Annotated in this window: 17 protein-coding genes; 12 read left to right on the forward strand and 5 right to left on the reverse strand. The window is 47.0% G+C overall.

The window, feature by feature from the left end; genetic code table 11:
• Positions 1 to 174: 174 nt before the first annotated feature.
• The 3 genes from FHS56_RS07690 (at position 175) to clpX (ending at position 3,956) form a co-directional block, all read left to right on the forward strand.
• Positions 175 to 1,782: a DUF4139 domain-containing protein gene (locus FHS56_RS07690; protein WP_166919377.1), complete on the forward strand. Its 1,608-nt coding sequence runs from the start codon at positions 175 to 177 to the stop codon at positions 1,780 to 1,782.
• A gap of 120 nt (positions 1,783 to 1,902) precedes the next feature.
• On the forward strand, positions 1,903 to 2,586 hold the full coding sequence (locus tag FHS56_RS07695) for a ClpP family protease (protein WP_166919379.1): 684 nt from the start codon (positions 1,903 to 1,905) through the stop codon (positions 2,584 to 2,586).
• Positions 2,587 to 2,726: 140 nt separating this feature from the next.
• Positions 2,727 to 3,956: an ATP-dependent Clp protease ATP-binding subunit ClpX gene (gene clpX / locus FHS56_RS07700; protein WP_166919381.1), complete on the forward strand. Its 1,230-nt coding sequence runs from the start codon at positions 2,727 to 2,729 to the stop codon at positions 3,954 to 3,956.
• 177 nt (positions 3,957 to 4,133) lie between these two features.
• Here clpX and FHS56_RS07705 read toward each other — a convergent pair whose 3' ends face one another.
• The 5 genes from FHS56_RS07705 to FHS56_RS07720 form a co-directional block, all read right to left on the reverse strand.
• Positions 4,134 to 6,323: a S9 family peptidase gene (locus FHS56_RS07705; RefSeq protein WP_166919383.1), complete on the reverse strand. Its 2,190-nt coding sequence runs from the start codon at positions 6,321 to 6,323 to the stop codon at positions 4,134 to 4,136.
• 226 nt (positions 6,324 to 6,549) lie between these two features.
• The gene (locus FHS56_RS07710; RefSeq protein ID WP_243844185.1) at positions 6,550 to 9,318 is read right to left on the reverse strand and encodes a TonB-dependent receptor plug domain-containing protein; all 2,769 of its coding nucleotides are present in this window, start codon (positions 9,316 to 9,318) and stop codon (positions 6,550 to 6,552) included.
• A gap of 6 nt (positions 9,319 to 9,324) precedes the next feature.
• Positions 9,325 to 9,819, reverse strand: coding sequence for a carboxypeptidase-like regulatory domain-containing protein (locus tag FHS56_RS11955; protein ID WP_243844186.1), 495 nt, complete (start codon positions 9,817 to 9,819; stop codon positions 9,325 to 9,327).
• Positions 9,820 to 10,179: 360 nt separating this feature from the next.
• Positions 10,180 to 12,204, reverse strand: coding sequence for an NAD-dependent DNA ligase LigA (ligA, locus tag FHS56_RS07715; RefSeq protein WP_166919385.1), 2,025 nt, complete (start codon positions 12,202 to 12,204; stop codon positions 10,180 to 10,182).
• Positions 12,201 to 12,437 carry a cytochrome b5 domain-containing protein gene (locus FHS56_RS07720; protein WP_166919387.1) on the reverse strand — a complete coding sequence of 79 codons (237 nt, stop codon included), beginning with the start codon at positions 12,435 to 12,437 and terminating at the stop codon, positions 12,201 to 12,203. Before FHS56_RS07720 ends, ligA begins: the two co-directional genes overlap by 4 nt.
• Before the next feature lie 73 nt (positions 12,438 to 12,510).
• Here FHS56_RS07720 and FHS56_RS07725 point away from each other — a divergent pair, with 73 nt between their 5' ends.
• From FHS56_RS07725 to FHS56_RS07765, 9 genes are all read left to right on the forward strand, one after another.
• Positions 12,511 to 13,314: a prohibitin family protein gene (locus FHS56_RS07725; protein ID WP_166919389.1), complete on the forward strand. Its 804-nt coding sequence runs from the start codon at positions 12,511 to 12,513 to the stop codon at positions 13,312 to 13,314.
• Positions 13,315 to 13,489: 175 nt separating this feature from the next.
• The gene (locus FHS56_RS07730; RefSeq protein ID WP_166918883.1) at positions 13,490 to 13,933 is read left to right on the forward strand and encodes a hypothetical protein; all 444 of its coding nucleotides are present in this window, start codon (positions 13,490 to 13,492) and stop codon (positions 13,931 to 13,933) included.
• Positions 13,934 to 14,019: 86 nt separating this feature from the next.
• Positions 14,020 to 15,129: a TolB family protein gene (locus FHS56_RS07735; RefSeq protein WP_166919391.1), complete on the forward strand. Its 1,110-nt coding sequence runs from the start codon at positions 14,020 to 14,022 to the stop codon at positions 15,127 to 15,129.
• 38 nt (positions 15,130 to 15,167) lie between these two features.
• Entirely contained in the window at positions 15,168 to 15,764 is a 597-nt protein-coding gene (locus tag FHS56_RS07740) for a hypothetical protein (protein ID WP_166919393.1), read from the forward strand.
• Positions 15,765 to 15,770: 6 nt separating this feature from the next.
• Positions 15,771 to 16,046, forward strand: coding sequence for an acylphosphatase (locus FHS56_RS07745; protein WP_166919395.1), 276 nt, complete (start codon positions 15,771 to 15,773; stop codon positions 16,044 to 16,046).
• Positions 16,047 to 16,139: 93 nt separating this feature from the next.
• Positions 16,140 to 18,143 carry an ankyrin repeat domain-containing protein gene (locus FHS56_RS07750; RefSeq protein WP_166919397.1) on the forward strand — a complete coding sequence of 668 codons (2,004 nt, stop codon included), beginning with the start codon at positions 16,140 to 16,142 and terminating at the stop codon, positions 18,141 to 18,143.
• A 118-nt stretch (positions 18,144 to 18,261) separates the two neighbouring features.
• Positions 18,262 to 19,629 carry a DNA repair protein RadA gene (gene radA, locus FHS56_RS07755; RefSeq protein WP_166919399.1) on the forward strand — a complete coding sequence of 456 codons (1,368 nt, stop codon included), beginning with the start codon at positions 18,262 to 18,264 and terminating at the stop codon, positions 19,627 to 19,629.
• Positions 19,630 to 19,685: 56 nt separating this feature from the next.
• Positions 19,686 to 20,138, forward strand: coding sequence for a hypothetical protein (locus FHS56_RS07760; RefSeq protein ID WP_166919401.1), 453 nt, complete (start codon positions 19,686 to 19,688; stop codon positions 20,136 to 20,138).
• 266 nt (positions 20,139 to 20,404) lie between these two features.
• Positions 20,405 to 20,632 (forward strand): hypothetical protein, encoded by a 228-nt coding sequence (locus FHS56_RS07765; RefSeq protein WP_166919403.1) that lies wholly within the window; start codon positions 20,405 to 20,407, stop codon positions 20,630 to 20,632.
• Positions 20,633 to 20,637: the final 5 nt, after the last annotated feature.

A 20,637-nucleotide genomic window follows, 5' to 3' on the forward strand; every position in this document is an offset into this window, starting at 1 on the left:
CTGTTGGGATTTCTTCTGTTTTTGCAAAGTTACAAGTTTAGAACTATTCTAAAAAAAGAATGTTTGCGAATACGCTTTTTTTAAACAGATTAGCACAAAAAACAAGCGGTTTTTTTGTAACTTTTGGATTGATATTTGTCCTTTGTTTCACTCAACAAACACCCCTCGATACTCATGCGCACACTTTTGGTATTTTTTATCTTAGGGCTGAGTAGCATAGCCGTCCGTGCCCAAGACACCCTCAACGTCAAACACAAACTTGTTCAGGCTACTGTTTATCTCAAAAATGCAGAACTCATACATGAAGCCAGTGTACGGCTGCCGGCAGGCACTCATGTATTGGTCTTTGGGCAATTGCCAACCAACATATTCCAAAACAGTGTGCAACTGCAAATGCAAGGCGGTGCCACGCTTTTGAGTGTGAAGTACGAAATCAACTATCTGCAAAACGCCATTCAAAAAGAGAGCATAGAAGCCTTGCGACGGCGTCTTGAACAGGCAGAGCTGCAAGTTGCCCGCTTGGAAGCACGCAAAGCCAGTCTTGCCGAAGAACAGGATTTACTACTAAAAAACAAACAAATCAGTGGCACGCAAAATGGTTTGAGCGCCGAGCAACTGCGCCAGATGGCTGACTTCTATGGGCGTCGCCTGCTCGAAATCAAAAACCGCCTGATTGACACTGAACAGGAACTAAAAGCCGCCCGGGAAGAATACCAAAAGCTACAACAGCAGTTGGAAGCCCAAGCACACCCCAAGCCCTCGGGTGAAGTGAAAGCCGTCGTACGCTGCCAGTCGCCTGCTACCCTGCAGCTTAAGCTGCGCTATTTGGCACACGACGCCTCTTGGTACCCGCAGTATGAGCTGCGTGTTGCCGATACAGATACCCCTGTGGAAGTGAGCTACAAAGCTATGGTAATGCAGCGTACCGGTATCGATTGGGATAACATCACCTTGCACCTTTCTACAGGCAACCCTTCGGTGAGCGGCACCAAACCCGAACTTAATCCCTGGTTTATTGATTTCATCAACACCTATGCTTATCAAAAACATGACGAAGTCAAAAAAAGCAGACGAACCTATGCGGAGCCTGACAACGCAGTCGAAGAAGCTGCCCTACCCCTCATGGCAGAAGTCGAGCCCACCACAGCTGCCGACTTTACGGAGGTGAACGAAAGCGGATTGCAAGTGCGCTTCGAAATAGGCATTCCTGTGAGTCTTTCGGGTGATGGCAAAGAACAATGGGTCGATATACAAAAACATGAGGTAAGTGCCGACTATACCTATGCAGCAGTGCCCAAAGCAGCCCCCGAAGCCTTCCTGATGGCAAGAATATATGACTGGGCAAAACTGAACCTCCTTCCCGGCACAGCAAACGTATATTTTGCCGGCAATTACGTAGGTACCACCTCTCTTGACCCGGCACTTACTGGCGACACGCTCGTTTTTTCCTTAGGACGCGATGCCCGTATTGTCTGCCTTCACAAAGAAGTTAGAGATTTCACCACCAAACGCTTCCTCAAAAACGACATAGAAGAAGAACGTGCTTATGAAATCAGCATACGCAACAACCGAAAAGAAAACATTGCACTGAGCATAGAAGACCAAATTCCGGTATCGAAGCAAAACCGTATTAGCGTAGAAGCCATAGAGCTGAGCGGGGGACAACTCAATCCGCAAACAGGCATCGTGCGCTGGCAGCTCAAACTGGCACCGGGGCAGGAAGTCAAAAAACGCCTGCATTTCAAAGTAAAATATCCCAAAGGCAGCCGCATACAGTGGTGATTGGGCAAACATTTCAGCTAAAATGAACGCTATTGCCGCCGAAATTGGTTATATTGGTTGCCAAGTCAAAAGCATTACCCGATAACAAGAATTACAATTACAATTAAAAACAACATACCTATGTCGAGTAACGAAAAGTTCAGCAAAGAATTCCGCGACTTTGCCGTAAAACACCAAGGCATCAGTAGCCTTGCCTTTGACAAATATGTAGAGACTGTTACCAACCTAACGCCCAATATCATCGAAGAGCGCCGCATGAACGCCGTAGCTATGGACGTTTTCTCGCGCCTGATGATGGACCGTATCATCTTTTTAGGGGTTCCTATCGACGACTACGTGTCAAACGTAGTCATTGCCCAGTTGCTGTTCTTGGAATCGGTCGATTCTAAAAAAGACATTCTGCTTTATATCAACAGCCCTGGTGGCTCGGTGTATGCCGGCTTGGGCATCTATGATACCATGCAGCTCGTAAAACCCGATGTAGCCACCATATGCACCGGCTTGGCAGCATCTATGGGGGCAGTGCTGCTTGCCGGTGGTACTCGCGGCAAAAGAGCTGCTTTGCAACATGCCCGCATTATGATTCATCAACCTATGGGCGGTGCCGGCGGGCAAGCCTCAGATATAGAAATCACTGCCCGCCACATCCTTGAGTTGAAAGAAGAGCTGCACCGTATTTTGGCAGAACACACCGGCAAAAGCATCGAACAAATAGAACAAGACTCTGACCGTGATTTCTGGATGAAAGCCGAACAGGCTGTAGAATACGGCATCATCGATGAAGTGCTGGGCAAACGAAGCTAACTAAGTAGCTAATAAACAGCACTTTTCCTTCGCATTTACACCTATTTTTGTAACTTTGCACCATCATCAAGTAGCCACTTTTCTGCAGTGGCTACTTGTGTTATTTTCATTACTTTCATTCAATAAACCGGCAAAGAAATATGTCTAATCATCACAACTTGAGCTGCTCTTTTTGTGGAAGAAGCAAAAAAGATGGGGCAATACTGATTAGTGGCATCAAAGCACATATTTGCGAGCAGTGCGCCACTCAAGCCTATCAGATTGTACAAGAAGAGCTCAAGCACCTTCAAAACAAAAAGCGACCGAAAATCAATCTTATCAAGCCCATCGAGATAAAAAAACACCTTGACCAATACGTCATTGGGCAAGATGAAGCCAAAAAAGTGCTTTCCGTAGCAGTATATAACCACTACAAGCGTATCATGCAGCCCCCCCGTCATGATGATGTAGTCATCGAAAAATCAAACATCATATTGGTGGGGCAAACCGGTACGGGAAAAACCTATCTGGCACGTACCCTTGCCCGCCTGCTGGATGTACCTTTCTGCATTGCCGATGCCACCGTATTGACCGAAGCCGGTTATGTGGGCGAAGATGTGGAAAGCATTCTGACGCGCCTACTTCAAGCCGCAGACTATGACGTGGAAGCTGCCGAGCGCGGCATTGTGTATATAGACGAAATCGACAAGATAGCCCGCAAAGGCGATAACCCATCTATTACACGCGACGTAAGCGGCGAAGGTGTGCAGCAGGCACTACTAAAGCTTTTAGAAGGGTCTATTGTGAACGTACCCCCACAAGGCGGACGCAAACACCCCGAGCAAAAAATGATTCCGGTCAATACCGAAAATATCTTGTTCATCTGCGGCGGTGCTTTCGACGGCATCGAAAAAATCATTGCCAGCCGTTTGAATACCAACCCTATAGGCTTCCATCCTCAAAAGCAAGATTTGGTAGACGACCGTCAGTCTTTGTTGCGCTATGTGTCGGCACAAGACCTCAAAACTTTTGGCTTGATTCCTGAACTGATTGGACGCCTGCCGGTGATTGCCCACTTAGACCCGCTCGACAAAGAAGCTTTGGTGCGCATCTTGAAAGAGCCTAAAAATGCGCTTATCAAGCAGTATCAAAAGCTGTTCGAGATGGAAGGCATACAGTTGACCTTTACCGATGATGTCATTGACTATATAGCTGACATGGCTATTAGTTTGAATTTAGGTGCCCGTGGGCTGCGTTCTATATGCGAAGCCATCATTACTGATGCCATGTTTGAGCTGCCCTCTTCGCCGGTCAAAGAGTTAATCGTGGATTTGGCATATGCTAAAGAGAAGTTTGAAAAGTCTAAATTGGCTAATCTGAAGGTAGCATAAAAGCTTTGCCAAGCACTCGCAATACTTTGATTTTTGCGGCTTATTTAGCTGCCATGACTTTAAAAGACCGCTCTGCATTGTAAACATCCCAATGAATGCAGGGCAAAAGGAAAGCGCCCCTGTTTTAGCAATAACACAACAGAGGCGCTTTTTTACATATGCGCAATGTTTTGCTTTTTATAGTTTCCTTTTGATAAAATCCGTCATCAGCTCATAAAGGTGCAAACGGGTATTTCCCCCATAAATGCCATGGTTACGGTTCGGGTAAAAGAATACTTCGAACTGTTTATTGGCTTCGATAAGCTTATCTACCATCATCAAGGCATTTTGGACATGTACGTTGTCATCGCCGGTGCCGTGAATCAACAAATAATTGCCTTTCAAACGTGCTGCGTGGGTCAGAGGTGAGTAATCGTCATAGCCTTGTGGGTTATCTTGCGGGCGCTGCAAATAGCGCTCTGTGTAGATGGTGTCGTAATAACGCCAAGAAGTAACGGGCGCTACTGCTATCGCCGTTTTGAATACGTCATTGCCCAAGAGAATGCAGAGAGAAGACATGTAACCGCCATAGCTCCACCCCCAAATGCCAATACGGTTGGCATCGACATAGGGCAGGCTTGCCAAATACTTTGCCGCATCGATTTGGTCTGCTACCTCTAATTTACCCAACTGTTTGTAGGTGGCATGCTTAAAATCACGACCACGCCCGCCAGTGCCGCGGTTATCTACACACACGACCATGTAGCCTTCGGCAGCCAAATGCTGATACCAGAAAAAGTTGAAACTGTCCCATTGGTTCATGACCTGTTGCGAGCCCGGACCACCATACACAAACATCAGTACGGGGTACTTTTTGTTTTCATCAAAGTTGAGAGGCTTGATAAGCCAAGCATTCAAAGCGATGCCCTTGCTGTTTTTGATAGTAAAAAACTCTTTGGGGCTGATGGCATAGCGACTCAATGTTTTGGCAAGGGCTGCGTTGTCTTCCAAGACAGCAATTTCCTTAGCGGTGCTACCTTCATGCAAGCTATAACGGGGCGGCGTCTGAGCACTGCTGTAGTTGTCGATATAGTAGCGGCAATCGGGGCTCATGTCAATACGGTGCACCCCAGCAGCTCGGGTCATTTGCTCCAATTTCCCTTTTTTCCAATCCACCACAAACAGATGCCGCTCAATAGACGATACCTTAGTAGCCGTAAAGTATATCTTGTAGTTTTTTTCATCTATACCTGCTACTTCATCTACTTCCCAATCCCCGTCAGTGAGTTGCTTTTTGAGCTTCCCACTCATATCGTACAAATAGAGGTGCTTGTAGCCAGAACGTTCGCTGCTGTATAAAAACTCTTTGCCATTGTCTAAATAGATTAAGTTGTCGTTGAATTCAATGTCCACATAAGTATCGGCTGTTTCGGTAAGCACCACTTCTTGTTTGCCCGTAGCCACGTTGGCATGAATCAAGTCGAGACGGTTCTGCAGGCGGTTCATCTTGCGAATCGATAAGATATCGGGGTGTTTGGTCCACATCACCCGAGGCACATACATATCGGTCTCATTGCCCAGGTCTATGGTCTGGGTTTCTTTGGTGTCGAGGTGGTAAACACGAATAGAAACCACCGAGTTTTTTTCGCCTGCTTTCGGATACTTAAAACGGTAATCTTTTGGATACAAATCGCCCCACATTTGCATGTTGTACTCAGGCACTTCGCTTTCGTCGAAACGGTAGAAGGCAATTTTTTTGCTGTCGGGTGCCCAGTAAAATGCCTTAGCAAAAGAAAATTCTTCTTCATACACCCAATCGCTTGCCCCGTTGATGATGTGATTGAAGCGCCCGTCGGTCGTGATGGCTTCTTCTTTCATGCTGCTCAATTCTACAAGAAAGAGGTTGTTGTCGCGCACAAAAGCCACCTTCTTTCCATCGGGCGAAATGGTAGCATACGACTGCTTGCCGTTCTTCGACAGACGCTTCAAAGAGCCGTCTTTCAAGTCATAGATGAAATACTCTGCCTTGTAAGAGCGACGATAAATAGACTCTATATCGGTTTTAATCAATATTTTGTCTTCCGAGGCATTCAGCTCGTAGTCTTCAATGGTAATGGGGCGGTTTTCGCCTTCAGGCACCAAGGGGGTATCACCGGCAAGTGTTTTGACTACTTTCCCTGTGGTGATGTCGTATTGCAAAATTTTGCCATCAACCAACGCCGTGTAGTACTTACCATCTTTCATCCAGTTGATGCTTCCGATAGATTTGGGATAGAAGCGGTAATAGCGCCACACATCTTCGACGCTTACCTTTTGGCGTTCCTGCGCATATATTGCCGAAGAGCCTACCCAAAAAAAGGCGTACAACAAAAGAGCTAATTTCTTCATTTTCAGAACTTTGTTTATTTACACTTTGTTTTTTGTTTGAACAATATAAATGAAAAAGCCCGAAGAGCCAAGAGAGCTCCACGGGCATTTGTGGCATAGAAGTTGATAATCAATAAAATAGCCGTAGTTTCTGTTTGTTTATGTTGTTTAATTGTTACCGAAAAAACCTACCCCTTTGGGGTAGGCTTTTTTCTTTACCATCTGTGTAAAACAGCTTACTTCGCTTTTATTGGAAGATATAGCGAATACCCAGCTGTGCTTGCCAACGCGAGCTATAGATGCCACTGTCGTCGATGGTAGCAAAGTCTTTTACTTTCTTAGTATTCACATCGAAGGTGAATCGAGGTGTTACGCCATCAGGTTCATAGCCCACAAAGTTGATGATGCGGTAGCGTGAGATGAAGTATCTTCTACCCCAATCTTTGTTCAGCAGATTGGTGAAGTTGAATACATCGAAAGTAATTTGCAGACGGTTTTCTTTGCCGTTGTTCATTTTCAGCTTAAACTCTTGCATCAATTTCAAGTCCACGATGTGGGTAAAGGGTGTGCGACCAGCATTGCGCGGTGCTATTTGCCCACGATACTTGCGCAAGTAGGGGTCATCTTCAATAAACTTATTGAGCGCTTCCCACTGCTGAGCAGGTGTGATGGTATTTCCATTACTATCTGTGTAGTTAACCAAATTGATTTCGCTGGCATCGCGCGGCACGTAAATCAAATGATACTGACTACGTTCTATAGTACCCGAAAGGTCATTGCCACCAATCGCTCCGTTGTAAGTATAAGAGAATCGACTACCCGATTGCCCGTTGTAGAAGAGCGAAATCATAGTAGAGGCATACTTGCTGTACTCGAAGCGATAACCTACGTAGGCATTGATACGCGAACCCAGGTCAAAATCAGAGAAGCCAAGCTTGAGGTTGTTCCTATCGGTCGATTCTACAAAACGCCAGTTCGACGAGTTTTGCGAAGAGGTGGCGTCATGCAGCGACTTAGCACGCCCAAAGGTGTAGGAAACACCAGCAGTCCAGTTGTTAGAGAAAGGACGGCTTAGCGAGGCAGTCAGGTTGTAAGTATAGCCTTCATTGGTATTGTCTGCCCAAATCACACGGTCATAAGCAGGGTCCACTCTCTGACCGTTGTAAATAGGACGGTTGTCGCCATAGGGTGTATTCAAGAACTTGGTAGGCTTCTTAAGATTCAGGTTGCGGTAATACACGTAATTGATATTCTTGGTATAAATACCCTCTAAGGTAGCCACCCATCCCATAGGCAGCTTGTAATCCACCGCCAAGCTGGTGCGGAACACTTGCGGGAACTTAAAGTTATTGGTAAACAAGTCTATCTGGCTGGGTGCAGAGCCTGCACCCGCGATATCACTACCTACGTAGTTTTTGGGGTTAGGATTGAAAGGTAAGGGCTGACCGTTCGATGCCAAAGTAGGATTCGAAACATTGATGGTTGCCAGATAAACGCCGTTGTTGGTGTAAGCACCACCGGGCCATACGAAAGGAATGCGACCGGTGAAGATACCTGCCCCACCACGGATTTGTAAGGTTTGATTGCCTTTCACGTCGTAATTAAAGCCTACTTTGGGCGAGAACATCAGCACACCCGAAGGCATGTTGCCGCTCTTGGCTCCTTTCAGGTCGCCCCATTCGGCTTCCAGCAAAGGCAATGTAGTTTGGTTGAAGTTCTCGTTGGCTTCGGGCTTGTCCAAGAAGAATGGAATGTCGATGCGCAAACCACCAGTGATTTTCAGGCGGTTGTTTACTTGGAACTCGTCTTGGGCATACCATCCAGTTTGCAACACACGAAACTTGGCAGCTGCATCTTTGGCAGCATCGCCTTGGGCAGCATCAATGCTTGGCTTCAGCACGTAGGTACGGGTATAAAACGAAGGACCCGCATCGTTCAAGAAGTCTTGCAGGCTATTATAGGTATATACACCGAAGTTCTGACGAACAAACAAGTTGTAAATATTGTAATACTCGTTGTGTGTTCCCAAAGTAATGGTATGACGCCCCTTGTAAATAGAGAAGTTATTGGTTAGGGTAAGGACGTCTTGATTCAGCTCGTTGCCAATAGAGAACTGCTCCGAACCGAAGTTAATTGTGCCATTGCCATCGATAATGCTTACAAATGGAAACGGATTACCGACATAACCGCGGTTGTCGCGCACAGCTGTATAGCCCAAAATCATTTTGTTGGCTATGCGGTTATCGTTGAATGACCACTCCAGTGCAGTAGAGTTGGTAGTGCTGGGGAAGAACACGGCAGAGTTGAAGAAGTTGATTACTTGGGAAGTACTGCGGTTAGGCTGCAACTTTTCGGCATAAGAGTAGCTATGACGCAACAACAACCGATGCTTTTTGCTGATGTTCCAGTTCAACTTCACGAACAACTTGTTACCGTTCTGCTCGCTGGTATTGTTGCGATAGTCGCCCGGGTCATAACCATACTTTGTGATGAGGTATTGACGCAGGTTGTCCAAGTCTTGCTGGGTAGAATTTCCTTGATAGTTTTGGTCGAAAGGCTGCGGGGTACGGTCCCGCTGAATTTCTCCATTGATGAAGAAGAAAAGTTTATTTTTCACTATAGGTCCCCCCACACGGAAACCATAGGTCTGAGAAGTAAAGTCGCTCAGTTTGGTGCGCTTGGCATTGGGGTCGTCGGTAGGAGTCAAGCCAGCAAGTTCTTGGTTGCGGAAGAAGTAATAAGCCGAACCTTCTACGTTGTTGGTACCGCTACGGGTTACGGCATTGACACCACCACCGGTAAAGCCCCCAATGGTTACATCATAGGGCGAAAGCGATATACTCAACTGGTCAATAGCGTCTGGGCTGATGGGCTGGATGCCGGTTTGCCCACCGTTGGTACCACTACCCGCCAAGCCAAAGACGTCGTTGTTTACGGCACCATCGATAAAAATAGAGTTGAAACGGTTGTTTTGACCAGCAAACGAGATAGCAGGACCATCGCCGGTTTCCAACACAGAAGCCTAAGGGGTAAAGCGCAGATAGTCCACCAGATTACGCGAGGCTGTAGGTGCCACATAGTTGATGACGGTTTCATCTACCACGGTTTTGGCACCGGTGCGGTTGCCATCGAAGAGGTCATCTTTTTTGGCGGTTACCTCAATAGCAGACAGCTCATACTCTTCAGTTTGCAGACGGGCATCGATGCGAAAGGTTTGTCCTAATTGCAGATAAATATTTTCCAGCGTAAAGGTTTTGTAACCTACAAAAGAGATTTCTACTTTGTAGGGACCGCCCACATTCATGTTGCGGATGTTGAAAATACCATTTTCATTGGTTAGGGCACCGTACTCCGTGCCAGTAGGCTGGTGAATCACCAACACCACTACACCGGGCAAGGGCTGTTTGTTCTCATCCACTACCTGCCCGTTCATCGAGGCGGTAGTTACACCTTGAGCGGCAGCTGTAAGCATACCCCCTAAAAGGAATAGCAAAATTGACAAGTACCAGTTTTTCATAGCAAAAACTCCATTTTGTTTGGCGCAAAGTTATCATTGTAAAAGCAGCTCCATGTTAAAGTTTTATTAACACTTTATTACTTCATTTTTGTCTTTTTTATCGCACATCTGCCGGCTCGTAGTTATCTTTTTCGTATTTTTCCACATATAGCTTATACACATCACAGGATGCTAATTAAAATACAGCAAGAAATCAAAATTTGAAGAAAAGAAAGCACCTTTAAAGTACCCACATTACATCAGCAGAAAGTTTTTTCGCACGATGCAGTATAGCTCAAGCATGCAAAAAGCGCAAAAGCAACAGCGTCTTGGCAAGCTCCCCGCTGCTACTTTTGCGCTCCCATGAACTCAATCATTCCTTCACTGCCGGCACATGTTTACCAGTTCCTTTTCGGTAATGATTTTCACTCCTAATTTTTCTGCTTTTTCCAGCTTCGAGGCGCCGGGGGCTTCTCCTACTACCAAAAAGTCGGTTTTGGAAGACACCGAAGACTTGACTACGCCCCCATGTTGTTCAATAAAATCTTTGATTTCCTCACGTGAAAAGCGACTGAAGGTGCCCGATACCACAAAAACAGCCCCATTCAATACATTCTTTTGAATGTGCTGCTCCTGCGGCATCTCAAGCTGAAGACCCACACGACGCAAGCGCTCAATCAATGCCACATTGGCGGGGTCTTGAAAGAAAGCACGGATGCTATCGGCAATGACTTCACCTATTTCTGGCACCTGCATAAGCTCCTCTTTGCTTGCCTTGCGCAGCGCATCAATAGAGGGAAAATGCTTTGCCAGTACCTTGGCTACTGTTTCGCCCACGTGTCGGATGCCCAAAGCATAGAGCACACGAGGATAAGGCACTTGTTTCGATTTCTCTATGGCGCTAAGCAAATTTTGTGTAGAGCGCTCCTTAAAGCCTTCCAGCTGTAAGATATCTTCTGCCTTCAAATCATACAAGTCGGCGATATTGCGCACCAAGCCCCTGTCATAAAGCAGCGCTATGATGCGCTCCCCCAAGCCTTCTATATTCATAGCACGCCGGTAGGCAAAATGTTCGATGCGCCCTTTAATCTGTGGCGGGCATTCCCACGCATTCGGGCAGAAGTAAGCGGCTTCTTGTGGCTCCCGCTTCAGAGGGCTACCACACTCGGGGCAGTGTGTAGGGAAAAGTACAGGACGGGCATCGGCAGGGCGTCGATGTTTTTCAACAGCTGTAATTTGAGGAATGATTTCACCGCTTTTTTCTACCCTCACCCAATCGCCATAGTGCAAATCCAGCTTCTTGATGTAGTCTTCATTGTGCAAAGAAGCCCGCTGAACTGTGGTACCCGACAGCTGCACGGGCTTCAGGACAGCCACAGGCGTGACGGCACCGGTGCGCCCTACCTGAAACACCACATCTTCCAATGTAGTAATGGCTTCCTCGGGCTTATATTTATAGGCTATTGCCCAACGTGGACTTTTGGCGGTAGTGCCCAGTTGCTCCTGCCAGTCGTATCTGTTCACCTTCACCACAATACCATCAGTTTCGAAAGGCAACTCATGGCGTTTGTGCTCCCACTCTTGCACATAGCTCAATACTTCATCTATGTTGCGGCACAGACGTGCATGGGGCGATACGGGCAACTGCCAGATAGCAAGCTGTTCGAGTGCCTCCCAATGGCTTTTCACGATTGCAGGCTCTGTAAGCAAAAAATAGGTATAGCAACTCAAACGCCGCCGAGCTACCTCTTGCGGGTCCTGCAATTTCAGTGTACCGGCGGCTGTGTTACGCGGATTGGCAAAGAGCGGTTCTCCATCCATTGCCCGCTGTTCATTCAGCTTTTGAAATTGCGCTTTGGTCAACACCACTTCTCCGCGTATTTCCACATAGGCAGGCAAAGGCTCTCGGCTTTCGATACGTAGCGGAATGGAAGCAATGGTTTTGATATTGGGGGTTACGTCTTCTCCTTCCACCCCGTTACCCCGGGTCACGCCGCGCTGCAAATAGCCTTTGCTGTCATAAATCAAACTGATGGACACGCCGTCTATCTTTAATTCGCACACGTATTCTATAGGTTCTGTAGCAGCAAGCCCCAAAAAACGACGAATGCGCTGCTCAAACTCTCGCAGCTCGCCTTCCGAATAGGTGTTGTCGAGTGAAAGCATAGGATAGCGGTGGCGCACGGTAGGAAATTCTTTCGTAAGGTCAGACCCCACGCGCTGCGTAGGCGAATCGGGGAATACCAAATCGGGAAAAGCCTCTTCCAAGTGGCGAAGCTCATCCATCAAACGGTCAAACTCATAGTCGGATATTTCCGACACATTGTCCACATAATAGCGCTTGTTGTAGTAATTGAGGCGCTCAACAAGCTCCGCTATTCTTTTCTTGGCATCTTCTTTATTCATGGTTGTTCGAGTTTACCTACCACAGGAAACTTTTCAAACACGCGGGCAGTATGGGGGGCATCGCCATCCAGCTCTGCAGTCAGGTCTTGCCCCGCCCAATGCTCATAGTGCTTACCCTGGCGCCACAGGCGTGAAGCCGACACGTCGTAAATCACGCCACGGTAAGCAACCCATATCTCAGGTTTATCTTGCCCGTTGCGCAAAGCCAATTGGGCACGCGTGTATGTTCTCATAAATATTGCTAACTTAAAAACATGAACACTTACAAAAGAACAAAGCTTTTTCATTTCTAAAAAAGAAAATGGTATGAAACCCAAATCCGTCATTAGCATTATTGGTGTTGTCATCGTGGGCATCATTCTGTTGGTACTTGTTACCAACACCTTTGTACAAATTGAATCGGGCACCGTAGGGGTAGTCAAAAAATTAGGTGCCGTAGAAAGCGAGGTTCTTCAAGAGGGGCTTCACCTTATCAACCCCTTTACCACTGATGTGATTATTATGGATGCAAGAGTGCAGAAGTATGAAGTAAATGCTACAGCCTCGTCCAGAGACTTGCAACCAATCACTGCGCGCGTAGCAGTGAATTTTTACATAGATAAAGAAGCGGCATCAAAAATCTACCGAGAGCTTGGACTGGGTTATTTGAGCACTATCATCGACCCCACCATCCAAGAGTCCATGAAATCGGCTACTTCTCACTACACCGCCGAAGAACTCATTACCAAGCGTCCGGAAATCAAACAGGTAGCCTTTGACTACGTGCGCGAGCGTTTAGGTAAAAACCATATCATTGTTACTGACTTTTCTATCATCGACTTTGCTTTTTCACCCGAGTTCACACACGCTATTGAACAGAAACAAATTGCTGAACAAGAAGCCCTGGCAGAGAAAAACCGCCTGGAACGTGTCAAGATGCAAGCCCAACAAGAAATAGAACGCGCCCGTGCACAAGCCGAAGCCCAACGCTTGCTGCAGCAGTCTATCGATGACAAAGTGCTTACGCTCCGCTTTCTTGAGAAGTGGAATGGCGAGCTACCCATCGTCATGGGTAGCAACGATGGCGCCTTCCTCGACGTTACTCAGTTTGCGCGCACAAAGCGCAAATAAAATCGATATATCCAAGCCTTTGTGAGCGAAAACAATTGTTTTCGCTCTTTTTTTGTCAAAAGGCAACCTATAGCAGGTGTTTGCGTATCGCAGGAAAAGGCATCGTTTTCTTTTGCTTTTTTAAGAGAAAAAACTATTTTTGGAGAGCATCGTCCACCTTTAAAAAAGCACCCATATGAAGAACACATTGACCCTCGTCTTTTTGTTTGCCCTCCTTTTTGTTGCAAACAGCTATGCCCAGCAGAAAGCACAAACTTACGAAGAACCTTCGCCACTGAACAGTGCTTTGATAGAAGAGGTTGCTCCTGCTCCCATGGCAGATGCGCACGCTGCCCCGCAGACTATTCAAAAGCAAAGCACCAACATGGAAGCTCCCACATCGGTACAATTGACCGAAAAGCAGCAAAAGCAGTTCGAGCGCATTCAGAAAAAGTTAGAAAAGAAAGTCAATAAAAAAGCTGAAGAGGCTAAAAAAGCCTATATGAACAACTATGTGCTCATCGGCATCATCTTGATGGCAGTAGGCTTGATTTTGGCACTATTTCCCGTAGTTGGCATCATCGGTATCATCTTGTTGATTGTGGGCTTGGTATTTCTGATTTTGGGCTTAGTAGGCTAAGTGAGAGTCCATAGTTCTTTTCTATCATTTTTGAATTTAGGGGCATCATCAAAAGTTGCCCCTTTCCCTTTTAAGGAAAAAGAATCATGAAAAACTATCTCCTCGCTTGCGTGCTGTTTTTGTGCTTGGCTGCTTGCAATAACACCGGCACAACAAGCACACATTCAACACAAGAAAGAAGCGAGGCTTCTGCTGAGGACAGCCTGCGTTATCCACAAGAAAAACACCTGCGTAACCTGCGCCAACTCACTTTTGGCGGCAACAATGCCGAGGCTTATTTTAGCTTCGACGGTCAAAAAATTGTTTTCCAATCGGATTATGCGGCTTGGGGCGTGCGTTGCGACCAGATTTTTTATTTCGACCTGAAAGCAGGTAATATGAAAAAACAAGTCCCACGACGCATCAGCAACAACTTAGGACGCACCACTTGCTCTTATTTCCTTCCCGGCGACAGCCTCATCGTATTTGCCTCGACCTTTGAGGCTGACAGCAGCTGCCCGCCTCCTCCGCCACGCCTCAAAGGTAAATATGTATGGACTGTGTATGACAGCTATGATATTTACGTTGCCGACCTGCAAGGCAATATAGTGAAGAAACTCACTGATACCCCCGGCTATGATGCCGAAGCGACCGTTTCGCCGCGCGGCGACAAAATCGTATTTACCTCCATGCGGTCTGGCGACTTGGAACTGTGGGTGATGGACATCGACGGAAGCAACCCCAAGCAAATCACCCACGAGCTGGGATATGACGGCGGCGCCTTCTTCTCGCCCGATGGCAGCAAAATTGTATTCCGGGCTTCACGTCCCAAAACCGAAGAAGAAATACGGGAATACAAGGAATTGCTCAGCCGCGGCTTGGTGCAACCCACCCAAATGGAAATATTCGTTTGTGATGCCGACGGAAGCAACCTGCGCCAGTTAACTCATTTAGGCAAAGCCAATTGGGCGCCTTTCTTTCACCCTTCGGGCAAAAAGATTATTTTCAGCTCCAACCATGCCTATGATAAGGGCTTCCGCTTCAATCTGTATATGATAAACTTAGACGGCAGCGGACTTGAGCAAATCACCTATGACGGTGTATTTGATGCCTTTCCCATGTTTTCGCCCGATGGGAAGCGCCTTATCTTCAGCTCGAACCGAAACAATCAAGGTACTCGCGATACCAATTTGTTTATTGCCGATTGGGTAGAATAATGAAAACTCCAAAAGATGAAAAAAGTATGATTCCAAGCATGCGAAAGTTAAGCCCCCTATTGACCGCCTTTGCCATCAGTGCTTTGTTGTGGCAATGCAAAGAGAGTAATCCCAAAAGTGCTGGAGAAATGCCGCCTATTCCCGAACAGCAAAGCGGTTATTATGAAGTGGTGTTAGGTGATAGCACTTACAAAGACAGCCTCTTGCATTCACAAAGCCGTTTCCAATATCCCTACAATGGCAAGTTTCCTCTCATCACAGCCATTATCGTGGATTCCCTGAAGCCTTATCATCGCATCATTGCCAACCTTTTTGTAAAAGACAGCAGCCGCTACCTCACCGACACCGTCTTTCAGCTGCGCAAGGAAGGCTTTATGGACACACTAAACCCTCAAAGTTCTTTAGTGTTCATCTTTCACGGCACCGAGCATTACTCTTTCCTCGATAACTTAATCTTACAGGAAGGTAAAATACACGTGCAAGAGCTGGGCAAGGGACGCCTGCAGGCTGCCTTTGAAGGCACTGCCTACTCTCTACGCGACACACTTTATCAAAATGGGAAAAAAGTAAAAGGACGTATTGTTTTTCAAACGCCCAACATTCATTATAAAAACATGAGCGCTGGAAAAGAATAAAGCGTTATGAACAAAGCCTGCAAAATCCGTGTATATGGACGCGTGCAAGGGGTATGGTTTCGTGCCTACACCCAACGCAAAGCCCAAGAGCTGGACATCAAGGGCTTTGTGCGCAACGAAGCCGACGGTACCGTGTACATAGAAGCAGAAGGCGAAGAAAATGCCATGAAGGCATTCATTGAATGGTGTCAAGAAGGACCACCTTTGGCAAAAGTAGAACGCATAGAGGTAGAACCGCTGAAAGAAATCCCCAGCTACGACGGCTTCAGCATTCGCCGATAGGCTGCCAAGAGTTATTTACATTTTTCGCTTATTACTTTTTTGCAAATGCCATCGTTTTTTTAAATTTAAAAAAAACGATGGCTTGTTTCTATTATGACGGCTTTAAGCACCCGGCAACAACTTTTCTTGGATTATTGCCTCAATGGACAAGTAAGCGAAGCCGAGGCTTTACTGAAAGAAGGTATTTCTGCCAACACGCATGACTCCTTGGGGCGTACCGCCCTCATGCTGGCATGCATGCAAGCCGATGCTACCGACCTGGTTGCCCTACTACTGGCATACGGGGCTGACCCTACCCTCACCGACCAGGAAGGACTCAGCGCCTTTGATTATGCCACACAAGCACAAGCTCATGAAAGTCTGCACCTGCTTCATACTTACAAAACCCCCCCCTCTATCAATGCAGAAAACGAAATCCCTTTGACTATGGAAAAAAGCACTTCTGCCAAACCGATGCCCATCGAAACACTGGAAGCCATTCTGCAAGTATGTGATGAGCTGAAGGGCTTACATCCGGAGGTTAACCCCTTCATCTACTTCAAAAAAGCATCGGTTTATTTGCAAATGAACAAACGCCACGAAGCCCAAAAGCTCTTGAAAATCACGCTTGAAACCTTTAAAGAGGCTTATGGCGAAGCTACTCAAGCAAGCCACTGGAGCAGGCGTGTCAAAGAACTATACATGCAAATCATACGCTTGCAAGCCGGCTTGCATCCCGAAGCCCTCTATGAAAACATGTGGCTGTATAATGAAGCCTACCACTTGGCAGAAGAACCAGAGCTACGCTTCGAGATGCGCGAAAGAAGAGATGAGTTATATGAGCGCTTTGTGAACAGTCCTATGCAGTTGAGCGGCAAAAAAGCAGTCTTCATTACCGAAGACCTGCCCTTAGAAGAGCCTGAGATTATCTTGCCGCTCATAGAAGAACGAAGGGGAGTATTTCGTTTTCTACATAGAGCGCCACAAAAAGGAGAGCTCTACCTGCTACACCCTTACCGACGACACGTAGCCTATCCCTTTAGCTATGCCTACGGAGCGCTGCTCGAAGACAAAGTCAATGAATTGGTTCGTATTTTACAGCACTTAGGTGCCGGGAAAATAGAAATATTCACCGAAACGCTTCACAGCGACCCCGCCGCAGAACCACGTCCCGCCGACTACGTGTACGAGCTGAACCCTACACAACGCCCCCATATCCCTTCGGATGTAGTGTGGTACCCCTACGAAGCAGAATGGCAACGTATGGTAAAACAACGCATGCAGGGCGCTATTTTTTCCGCAGAATTGATATGCAGCATAGAGCAACTGCCCACACTCAGCAACGAAGAGCTGGATTGGATAGACAAGGATTTGCAGACCCTCACTCAAATACAAGGGCAAAGTAGCAAACAAAAGCAAGGAAAGCGCAGCAACAAAGCCGCAGTCCCGAAGGTCGAAATCTATCGCCCGGCTTTGCAGTATCGTGTGCGGGTGCACTTCAGCCCGCTTGACAGCCTCACCGGCGACATCAAAATGGAAGAAATCCCTACCATCGACGTGCAATTGCTGCGGCAAGAGCACCCTCAAAGTCCAGATGTGGCTGCTTTCATCAAAAAAACAGAAACGAGCCCGCCACCTGTTTCGCCTAAGGATACGCGCATTGAACCACTCATACCAAAAGAAAATGGCGACATCGCCTTTGCGTCTTCTATGCCCACCCCAGAGGAAAGGGTAGAAGAGCCCATACAACCTCCCCTCATCCGACGAGAACGCCCAGAGGCAGAAGATGTGCTTGCCGAAAAGAAAAGCAAACAAAAAGCCGAAGACAAAGAAGAAGCTCCTTCCAAGCCCTCGAACGATGAAGCAAGCAATGAGGATAAAAAATCAGCCACTTCTTCAAAGACATCAGAAGACAAAGAAGAAGTCCGCAGCTTCATTCAAAGCCTTACTCAAGAAGAGAAATTTTATTTTGAAATGCTGCAGCATGCCTATCAAGACGACGAAATATCGGCAGATATCCGTAAGGTGCTGGACCGCCGCCGCGAACGCCTACAAATTCCTTTAAAACGGGCGCAAGAACTGGAAGAGGTCGTGAAAAAATACTATCGCACCCAATAAGGTCGCTACAAAAGTTCGCACTTTTGTTAGCCCTATACCTTATGCTATAGGGCTCTGCTTAGTGCTTGCCTGTAATTTTGCGTATTTTCGTTTTTCACTAAAACTTCAGCCAAAAAACGTGACCAAATCCAAAACCCAATATTTCTGTCAAAACTGCGGGCATGCTTCACCTAAATGGATGGGGCGCTGTCCTTCCTGCGGTGAATGGAACACCTTCGTAGAAGAGATTACCTCAGGCAAACAAGAAAAAAATGAATGGCGCCAAAGTAGTAGCAAACAAATAGCCAACAAAGCACGCAAAATACAAGATATCAGCTACGAAGCCCAGTATCGTATCGAAATTGCCGACCGCGAGTTAAGGCGTGTACTGGGTGGGGGCATTGTGCCCGGCTCATTGATACTTATCGGTGGTGAGCCCGGCATCGGTAAATCCACACTTATGCTGCAGCTGGCGCTTTCGCTTTCTAAACTCAGGGTGTTGTATGTTTCCGGCGAAGAGAGTGAGCAACAAATAAAAATGCGAGCAGAGCGCCTGTCAGTACGCAGCAACAACTGCTTTGTGCTGGCAGAAACCTCTACACAAAACATTTTCAAACAAATAGAAGCCATCGAGCCCCAGTTGGTCATCATTGACTCTATTCAAACGCTGCACTCGCCAATGCTTGACTCGGCAGCAGGCAGCATATCGCAAGTTCGGCAGTGTACTGCCGAAGTCATGAAATTTGCCAAAGAAACTAATACGCCGGTGTTTTTGGTAGGGCACATTACCAAAGAGGGCAGCTTGGCAGGTCCTAAGGTTCTGGAGCACATGGTCGATACGGTCTTGCAATTTGAAGGCGACCGCCACATGACCTACCGCATTTTGCGCACCATCAAAAACCGCTTTGGTTCTACTTCCGAACTGGGCATTTATGAGATGCGTGCCGACGGGCTGCGTGAAGTAAGCAACCCTTCCGAAATACTGCTTTCACAGCGAGAAGAAGAACTTAGCGGCGTAGCCATAGGTTCTACCATAGAAGGCAACCGCCCCCTGTTAGTAGAAGTGCAGTCATTGGTGAGTCATGCCACCTACGGCACCCCTCAGCGCAGCAGTACCGGTTTCGATGCCAAACGCCTAAATATGTTGTTGGCAGTACTTGAGAAACGCGCAGGCTTTAGGCTTGGTGACCAAGACGTATTTTTGAACATCGCCGGTGGCTTGCGTGTCGAAGACCCCGCCATAGACCTGGCTGTTTGCTGCTCCATAGCCTCTTCTTACGAAGAAAGCATACTGCCGCCTACCCTTTGCTTTGCCGGCGAAGTAGGCTTGGGCGGTGAGGTGCGCGCCATCACCAAAATAGAGCAACGCATCGCCGAAGCCGAAAAGCTGGGCTTTCGAAGCATCATCACATCCAAATATAACCTCAAAGGGCTCGACCTGCGAAAATTCAACATAGAGATACACGGGGTGGCACAGCTCGATGAGGTCTTCCGTACTTTATTTTAACTCTGGTCTGTTTTTTGCCTTTTGAAATAGTGAACACACCCCAAAAAGGCAAAATCATGAACATCAGACTATGTGCATTGTTTGCTACTGCCCTGTTGCTATTTACGTGGGCAGGGGCTTATAGCCAATCCCGTGAGGTACAAGAAAAGTACTTGTCCCGACGGTGGATTTACGAGCCTTCTTTTTCACAAGCGCCCTCCTCACTACTAGAAAAAGAAAGCCTCGATAAATCGGATACCGAACTGCAGCTTGAAGGCGAGTTGAGCAGCAAACACGTTGAGCACTACGAATTCGCCGTCCTCCAGTTTAAACGCTCGGGCAAGCTGCGTTACCGCAATCAAGGCGGTATAGAGCGCGACGGTAGATGGCGTCTGAGCGGCGACGGACGTACGCTCTTTTTAGAGCTGGATGAAAAAACCTACCGCTACCGAGTGGAGGCACTCACACCCTCGCAATTGGTCATCAGCCACGAAGACGGCAGCAGGTGGGTATTTTCGCCAGAGAAATAATGCAACCAAAATTACAGGTGTAAAATCTCTCATCACATTTTTCCCCTTTGTCGTTCGTCGTTTGGTTTCTTTCTTTCATCCTTTTGGCATACCACTTCATTGGCAAAGGCATTGAAAGAAGCTCAAGGCAGGCTTTTTAGTCTATTTTTCCATACGATTCCATAAAATCAATCTTACATGCAAGGGCTAAGCATTGAAAGACGGCAAGCCACCCCCTTTTGTTATTTAGGGGAAAGAATTGCCCCAAACCTTAACTTTTGAATACTATGAAAAAGCTTGCTGAGCTTCCGCCTGTTCCCTTCACGGTGCGCATGCACGACCTGCGCAATTTAGAAGGGTTGGGGGTTACACCCAAACAGTTATATACCGTAGTGAAAGTGCTTGAAGTAAATGGGCAGGTCATAGGATTTCGCCTATTGGAAATTCCCCTTGCCGAAGACGAGGTGTTTAATGCCAGCAGGTTTTATATTTACGCCACAGCAAACCCTAACTAAAAAAG

This window comes from Thermonema lapsum (assembly GCF_011761635.1).
GTDB lineage: Bacteria > Bacteroidota > Bacteroidia > Cytophagales > Thermonemataceae > Thermonema > Thermonema lapsum.

Bases quoted from the DNA above. Each gene is read 5' to 3' on its own strand.
- FHS56_RS07690 (WP_166919377.1), top strand. From the start codon at position 175: ATGCGCACACTTTTGGTATTTTTTATCTTAGGGCTGAGTAGCATAGCC.
- FHS56_RS07695 (WP_166919379.1), top strand. From the start codon at position 1,903: ATGTCGAGTAACGAAAAGTTCAGCAAAGAATTCCGCGACTTTGCCGTA.
- clpX (WP_166919381.1), top strand. From the start codon at position 2,727: ATGTCTAATCATCACAACTTGAGCTGCTCTTTTTGTGGAAGAAGCAAA.
- FHS56_RS07705 (WP_166919383.1), bottom strand. From the start codon at position 6,323: ATGAAGAAATTAGCTCTTTTGTTGTACGCCTTTTTTTGGGTAGGCTCT.
- FHS56_RS11955 (WP_243844186.1), bottom strand. From the start codon at position 9,819: ATGAAAAACTGGTACTTGTCAATTTTGCTATTCCTTTTAGGGGGTATG.
- ligA (WP_166919385.1), bottom strand. From the start codon at position 12,204: ATGAATAAAGAAGATGCCAAGAAAAGAATAGCGGAGCTTGTTGAGCGC.
- FHS56_RS07720 (WP_166919387.1), bottom strand. From the start codon at position 12,437: ATGAGAACATACACGCGTGCCCAATTGGCTTTGCGCAACGGGCAAGAT.
- FHS56_RS07725 (WP_166919389.1), top strand. From the start codon at position 12,511: ATGAAACCCAAATCCGTCATTAGCATTATTGGTGTTGTCATCGTGGGC.
- FHS56_RS07730 (WP_166918883.1), top strand. From the start codon at position 13,490: ATGAAGAACACATTGACCCTCGTCTTTTTGTTTGCCCTCCTTTTTGTT.
- FHS56_RS07735 (WP_166919391.1), top strand. From the start codon at position 14,020: ATGAAAAACTATCTCCTCGCTTGCGTGCTGTTTTTGTGCTTGGCTGCT.
- FHS56_RS07740 (WP_166919393.1), top strand. From the start codon at position 15,168: ATGCGAAAGTTAAGCCCCCTATTGACCGCCTTTGCCATCAGTGCTTTG.
- FHS56_RS07745 (WP_166919395.1), top strand. From the start codon at position 15,771: ATGAACAAAGCCTGCAAAATCCGTGTATATGGACGCGTGCAAGGGGTA.
- FHS56_RS07750 (WP_166919397.1), top strand. From the start codon at position 16,140: ATGACGGCTTTAAGCACCCGGCAACAACTTTTCTTGGATTATTGCCTC.
- FHS56_RS07760 (WP_166919401.1), top strand. From the start codon at position 19,686: ATGAACATCAGACTATGTGCATTGTTTGCTACTGCCCTGTTGCTATTT.
- FHS56_RS07765 (WP_166919403.1), top strand. From the start codon at position 20,405: ATGAAAAAGCTTGCTGAGCTTCCGCCTGTTCCCTTCACGGTGCGCATG.